This window comes from Stenotrophomonas sp. PS02289 (assembly GCF_029960115.1).
Taxonomy (GTDB): Bacteria; Pseudomonadota; Gammaproteobacteria; order Xanthomonadales; family Xanthomonadaceae; genus Stenotrophomonas.
Genome location: NZ_JASCOZ010000205.1, coordinates 1 through 6,587, shown reverse-complemented (window position 1 = coordinate 6,587; position 6,587 = coordinate 1). Strand labels below are relative to the sequence as shown.

4 protein-coding genes are annotated in these 6,587 nt (G+C 67.5%); 2 read left to right on the top strand and 2 right to left on the bottom strand.

The features are described from left to right. Positions 1 to 68: 68 nt before the first annotated feature. Positions 69 to 2,456, bottom strand: coding sequence for a TonB-dependent receptor (locus QMX83_RS19160; RefSeq protein WP_282298236.1), 2,388 nt, complete (start codon positions 2,454 to 2,456; stop codon positions 69 to 71). 178 nt (positions 2,457 to 2,634) lie between these two features. On the opposite strand from QMX83_RS19160, the gene QMX83_RS19155 reads away from it, so the two are divergent. After that, positions 2,635 to 4,488, top strand: coding sequence for an ATP-binding cassette domain-containing protein (locus QMX83_RS19155; protein WP_282298235.1), 1,854 nt, complete (start codon positions 2,635 to 2,637; stop codon positions 4,486 to 4,488). A gap of 9 nt (positions 4,489 to 4,497) precedes the next feature. On the opposite strand, the gene QMX83_RS19150 is transcribed toward QMX83_RS19155, so the two are convergent. Next, entirely contained in the window at positions 4,498 to 5,355 is an 858-nt protein-coding gene (locus tag QMX83_RS19150; protein ID WP_282298234.1) for a LysR family transcriptional regulator, read from the bottom strand. Between the two features lie 202 nt (positions 5,356 to 5,557). On the opposite strand from QMX83_RS19150, the gene blaL2 reads away from it, so the two are divergent. Then, positions 5,558 to 6,454 (top strand): L2 family extended-spectrum class A beta-lactamase, encoded by an 897-nt coding sequence (gene blaL2, locus QMX83_RS19145; protein WP_282298233.1) that lies wholly within the window; start codon positions 5,558 to 5,560, stop codon positions 6,452 to 6,454. The last annotated feature ends 133 nt before the right edge of the window (positions 6,455 to 6,587 follow it).

Sequence of the window (6,587 nt, the reverse complement as noted above, 5' to 3'; positions counted from 1 at the left end):
GTGCTGCGACGTAGAGCCGGGCTCTGCCCGGCTCTACGAATTCCGTGCAATCAAAGGTGCCTGGTGCATCACCACTTGTAGGTGATGCGCCCGTACACGTAAGCCCCGTTGAAGCCGTATGGCGAGTAGTTGCTGTACGGGAGCATGCCCCAGGTGGAGTTCTGCAGGTCCACCGTGCGGTCCGGGTACTCGTCCAGCAGATTGTCCGCGCCCAGGGTCAGCGCCCAGTTCGCGCTGGGCTTGTAGCTCACCGACGCATCCAGCACCCACGAATCGCCATAGGTCTGGTCGCGGGTCGGTGTCGCCGAATTGCGCACCGTGAACTCGCCATAGCGCGTCGCCGCCAGACTCAGGTCCCAATGGTCCGAACGCCACGTGCCGCTCAGGATCGTCTTGTCGCGCGGATAGCTGTCTTCAATGCGACCGACTTCGTCCCGCCCGATCAGCGACTGGGTCAGTCCCAGCGAACCAAACACAGCCGGCGAGGCGATGTACTTCTTCACCTCGGTGTCGTTGTAGCTGTACGCCGCCGTCAGTTCCAGCGAGCTTGCGCTGAACGGCACCGTGTAGCTTGCCACCGCGTCCACGCCGCGGGTGCGCGTGTCCACGCCATTGGTGAAGTACGAGAAGGCCGTCACCCCCGGCAGCCCTAGACCCGCCAGCAGGTTGTTGGTCGCCGTGTTGGTGGTGATGTTGGTCGACAGAATGATGCGGTCGTCGATGTCGATCTGATACGCATCCACCGTGAGGTACAGACGGTCGACCGGCTGCAGCACCAGACCCAGGCTGTAGGAGGTCGAGCTTTCCGCCTTCAACGGGCTCGCCCCCAGCGCCTGTGCCGCCGGGCTGGTGGTGGGGAAGGTGCCGCGTTCCACGAACGCGCCGTTGACGATCGTGCTGGTCACCGCCTGGTAGCTCTGCTGGGCCAGCGACGGCGCGCGGAAGCCCGAGGATGCGGTCGCACGCAGCGCCACCTTGTCGGTGAACGCATAGCGCGCCGACAGCTTGCCCGAGAACTTGTCGCCGAAGTCCGAATAGTCCTCATAGCGACCGGTCACGCCGGCCGAGAACTTATCCGTGAAGTCCGCTTCCAGACCCGCATACACCGCGTAGTTGTCGCGGTCGGCATCCACCGCATTGAGCGGGGTGAAGCCGCCGAAGCCCTGCGCGCCGGTGCCGGTGTACGAATTCGGTTCGCCCGCGCCCTGTTCCCAGGTCTCGCGGCGGTACTCGCCGCCAAACGACAGCGTCACCGGGTAGGCCAGGCCCCAGTCCAGCGACTTGGTGATGTCCACGTTGCCGATGTCCTGCGCGTACTTCAGATCACCCGCGTAGAACGATCGCGGGCTGTCCACACCCAGGCTGTAGTTGATCGTATTGCGGGTGTGGAAATCGATGGTGTTCTCACCATGGTTGTAGCTCACATCCCAGGTCCAGCCGTTCTCGGTGCTGCCCTTCACGCCGGCGACCACGGAGCGGTCCTTGGAGTACTGGTTGATCTGCGGCACAAAGCCGTCCGGGTAGGTCTGCGCCAGCAGCGCGCCCTGGCCGCTGTTGTTGCGCGAGCGGTAGAACGCGAACGACGTGATGTCGCGATTGCTGGCCAGCACGGTGGCATAGGCCGAGACACGGTCGCTGAACTGGAAGCTGGCATTGGCCGAGGCCGCGGTGGCGTCCACCTGCGGGTCGCCCACCACGAAGGTGGTCTGGCCGACGTTGGGGAAGTTGCCGGTGTTCGGTGCAGTGCCCTGGTAGGGCCCGGCGCGGTTGCTCTCATCCTGCTGCAGGATCTGCCCGGCCACATGCAGGCTGCCGCGCCCGTCGGCAAAGCCGAGCCCGGCGTCGCCGGAGAGCTGGTAGCGGTTGCCGTCACCGGCGGAGTACTGGCCGGCGTCCAGGGCCAGGCTGCCACCGCTGGCCGAGCCCTTCAGCACGATGTTGATTACCCCGGCGATCGCGTCCGAGCCGTACTGGGCCGACGCGCCGTCACGCAGGACTTCCACCCGCTCGATCGCGGCAATCGGAATGGCATTGATGTCCACCGCCGACGAGCCGCGGCCGATGCTGCCGTTGACGTTGATCTGTGCCGAGGTGTGGCGGCGCTTGCCGTTGACCAGCACCAGCACCTGGTCGGGGGACAGGCCGCGCAGCTGCGCCGGGCGGATGCCGCTGGTGCCGTCGGTCAGTGCCGGGCGCGGGAAGTTCAGCGAGGGCAGGGCGCGCGACAGCGCCGTTGCCAGTTCGGTGGTACCGGTGGCCTGCAGCGCCTCGGGGGTGATGATGTCGATCGGCGATTGCGATTCGGCCACCGTACGGTCGGCGACCCGGGTGCCGGTGACGATCACCGTGTCCAGGGTGCTGGGGGAGGTGGCCGGCGCGGTCTGCGCGCTGGAGGTGAAGGCGGAAGCGCCGAGCACGACGGCAACGGCAGCGGCGAGCGTGGTCTTGCGGTTCATTGAATACGGGCCATTTACGTAGCTGAACAGGTTCCCGGTGCGGGCGCGGACGGTTCCGTGGGAGAGAACGACACCGCCGCGCGCAGACCGGGGCGCGTCAAGTATTCGTTAACGCTAGAATTGCGTCGCAGGAAAGGTGCTTACCAGCACATTCCATTCCGTTATATGGACCCCCTCGATGATCTCCCTTCGTAACTTCGCCTTGCGCCGCGGCGAGCGGCTGCTGTTGTCCAATGTCGACCTGACCCTGCATGCGGGCTACCGCGTGGGTGTGGTCGGCCGTAACGGTGCGGGCAAATCCAGCCTGTTCGCGGCCGTGCAGGGCGAACTGGAGGCCGACAAGGGCGACGTCGACCTGCCTGGCAAGATCCGCATCGCCAGCGTGGCCCAGGAAACCCCGGCGCTGCCCGATCCGGCCCTGTCGTTCGTGCTGGAGGGCGACACCGAGGTGGCCGCCGTGCTGCGCGAGGAAGCCGAGGCGACCGCGCGCGAAGACTGGGAGGCCGTGGCCAACGCGCACCAGAAGATGGCCGAAGTGGGGGCTTACGATGCCGAGGCCCGCGCCGGCAAGCTGCTGCATGGTCTGGGCTTCCCGTCCGACACCCACACCCGTGCGGTCGGCGAATTCTCCGGTGGCTGGCGTGCGCGCCTGAATCTGGCGCGCGCGCTGATGATGCCCAGCGACCTGCTGCTGCTCGACGAACCGACCAACCACCTCGACCTGGACGCGGTGTTCTGGCTGGAACAGTGGCTGCTGAAGTACCCGGGCACCCTGCTGCTGATCTCGCATGACCGCGAGTTCCTCGACAACGTGGCCACTCACACCCTGCACCTGCACGGGGGCGGGGCCAAGCTGTACACCGGTGGCTACACCGACTTCGAGCGCCAGCGCGCCGAGCAGCTGCGTCAGCAGCAGATCGCGCACGAGAAGGAACAGGCCGAGCGCGCCCATCTGCAGAGCTTCATTGACCGCTTCAAGGCACTGGCCAGCAAGGCCACCCAGGCGCAGAGCCGGATGAAGCGACTGGCCAAGCTGACCGGCACCGAAGCCGTGCGCATGGAGCGCGAGTTCCGCATTGAATTCGCGCCGCCGGCCAAGCTGCCGTTCTCGCTGATCCGTCTGAACGACGTGGAAGCCGGCTACGGCTCGGATGCGGTGATTCTGCACCACGTGGGCTTCGGCCTGGAGGCCGGCCAGCGTATCGGCCTGCTCGGCCCGAACGGTGCCGGTAAGACCACGCTGGTGAAGACCCTGGTGGGCGAACTGGCCCCGGTGCTCGGCGAGCGTGCGGCGCACCCGGATCTGCGCATCGGTTACTTCGCCCAGCACACCGTCGAGTCGCTGCACGCCGGGCAGTCGCCGATGGACCACTTCCGCGAGATCTCGCCGGATGGCAACAACCAGTCGTTCCGCGACTTCCTGGGCAAGTGGAACTTCGCCGGCGACCGCGCATTCGAGTCGGTGGATGGGTTCTCGGGGGGCGAGCGTGCGCGTCTGGCCCTGGCGATGATCGCCTGGCAGCAGCCCAACGTGCTGCTGCTCGACGAACCGACCAACCACCTTGACCTGGAAATGCGCGAAGCACTGGCCGAGGCTCTATCTACCTTTGAAGGTGCGATCGTGATGGTGTCGCATGACCGCCATCTGATCGGCCTGGTCTGCGATACCTTCTGGCGCGTGGCCGATGGTGTGGTGGAGCCCTTCGACGGCGACCTGGACGAATACGCGGCGTGGCTGCGCTCGCGTCCGGCCGCGCAGGGGACCAAGCAGAAGATGGCGGCCGCCGCGCCGGATCCGATTCCGCCGACCCCGCCGCTGCCCGCGCGCAAAGCCGGCAACCCGGTCAAGCTGGCCGCCGCCGAAGCCAAGGTCAACGAACTGGAAGGCAAGCTGGCCGAGCTGGATCGTCAGCTGGCCGAGCCGGCCAACTACGCTGACGCTACCCGCATGGCCGTGCTGGGGCGTGATCGCGAAGCCACCGCGCAGCAGCTGGAAAAGGCCGAGGCCGCGTGGATGGAGTTGATGGCGTAACCCCGCGGTTCACGCCATCAACCATTCCTTGAACCGTCGCGCGGCGTCGCTCTCCGCCCGCGACCGCAACCGCGTCAACCAATAGCGACCCAGTTCCACGGTCTGTCCGAACGGCTGCACCAGTCGTCCCTCGGCCAGATCCTGCTCGAACATCTTCAAAGGCAGCAGCGCCACGCCGCTGCCGCCCGCCGCCGCTGCCGCCAAGGTCAGCGACGAATCAAACACCGGCCCGCGCGCTTCCACGCTCGCACTGCCGGCCGCCTGAAGCCAGCGCGACCACTCATCGGCGCGGTAGGAGCGCAACAGCGTCACCTGGCCCAAATCGCGCGGGTCACGTAACCCGCGCGCCAGCGCCGGCGCACACACCGGCGCAAACGGCGCATCCAGCACGGGCGTGCAGACCTGTCCCTGCCAGTCGCCGTCGCCAAAGCGGATGGCCAGGTCAAGTCCTTCGCCGGCCAGATCGATCCGGTTGTTGTGGGTCTGCAGGCGCAGTTCTATGTCCGCATGTCGGGCGTTGAAATCCGCCAGCCGCGGCAGCAGCCAGCCGGTGGCGAACGTGCCGACCACGCCGACGCTCAGCACTTCGCGGTAGCGCCCGCCGGCTACGCCACCGAGCCCGCTGCTGATGCGGTCGAAAGCCTCATTCAGCACCGGATACAGTCGTGCGCCTTCCTCGGTCAGCGCCACCCCGCGTGGCAGGCGGTGGAACAGCACCACCCCCAGGCGGTCCTCCAGGGCGCGGATCTGATGGCTGAGCGCGGCCTGGCTGACGCACAGCTCCAGCGCCGCCCGGGTGAAGTTCTGGTGGCGGGCGGCGGCCTCGAAGGCGCGCAGGGCATTGAGCGGGAGCTGAGGGCGGAGCATGGGAAGCCGTGAGCTGGGTTGATGACGGATGGTATCCGACCGGTAGCGCCGGCCGTTGGCCGGCCCACATGCCGCCTGGGTCGCCCGAAGGCCGGCACCACCAGGCATAAGTCCACCTTATGGCTCCCGTCGAAAATTCGCGCTGGTGCCGTGCCCCGGCTCGCCGGATAGTGGGGCCCACCGCAGACCAGGAGACCCCAGAATGCTCGCCCGCCGCCAGTTCCTGCAGTTCGCCACCGCCGCATTGGCGTCTACCGTTGCCAGTCAGGCGCTGGGCAAGACGCCGCCCATGGATGCAGCCGCCAAGCCCCAGGCCGCCGACTTCGCAGCCCTGGAAAAAGCCAGCGGCGGCCGCCTTGGCGTGACCCTGCTCGACACCGCTACTGGCAAGCGCGTCGGCCACCGCCAGGACGAGCGCTTCCCGATGTGCAGCACGTTCAAGTTCGTGCTGGCGGCCACGGTGTTGCATCAGGCCGATCGCGGCGCGCTGTCGCTGGACCGCCGCCTGCCGGTGCGCACGCAGGACATGCTGTCGCACGCCCCGGTGACCAAGCGTCACGTCGGCAAGGACCTGACCGTACGCGACCTGTGCCGCGCCACCATGGTGACCAGCGATAACCCGGCGGCGAATCTGCTGCTCGGCGTGGTCGGCGGCCCGGCCGGCGTGACCGCGTTCCTGCGTGCCAACGGTGATGCGGTCACCCGCAACGACCGGCTGGAGCCGGAGATGAATGAGTTCGCGCCGGGCGATCCGCGCGATACCACCAGCCCGGCGGCGATGGCGGCCAGCCTGCAGCGCTTCGTGCTGGGGGATGTCTTGAAGCCCGCCTCGCGGTTGCAACTGGCGGACTGGCTGATCGACAACGAAACCGGAGACGCGCGGCTGCGTGCGGGGCTGTCGAAGGCGTGGCGGGTCGGTGACAAGACCGGCAGCAACGGCGAAGACACCACCAACGACATTGCGATCCTGTGGCCGCTGGCGGGCGGTACGCCGTGGGTGTTGACCACGTATCTGCAGGGCGCGACGGTGGACGACGCCGGCCGCAACGATGTGCTGCGGCAGGCGGCGGTGATTGCCGAGCGGTTGATTGCCCGATAGCCGTAGAGCCACGCCCTGCGTGGCTGCAACAACGTGTTACACCGTGAAGCCACGCAGGGCGTGGCTCTACGGGTCGCACGGTCAGCTGGCTTCCGGCCCCCGCCCCGCTTCCAGGAACTCACGTCCCCAACGG

What these genes read in the sequence shown, in the direction of transcription:
- QMX83_RS19160 (WP_282298236.1), bottom strand. Translation starts at nt 2,456, where the DNA reads ATGAACCGCAAGACCACGCTCGCCGCTGCCGTTGCCGTCGTGCTCGGC.
- QMX83_RS19155 (WP_282298235.1), top strand. Translation starts at nt 2,635, where the DNA reads ATGATCTCCCTTCGTAACTTCGCCTTGCGCCGCGGCGAGCGGCTGCTG.
- QMX83_RS19150 (WP_282298234.1), bottom strand. Translation starts at nt 5,355, where the DNA reads ATGCTCCGCCCTCAGCTCCCGCTCAATGCCCTGCGCGCCTTCGAGGCC.
- blaL2 (WP_282298233.1), top strand. Translation starts at nt 5,558, where the DNA reads ATGCTCGCCCGCCGCCAGTTCCTGCAGTTCGCCACCGCCGCATTGGCG.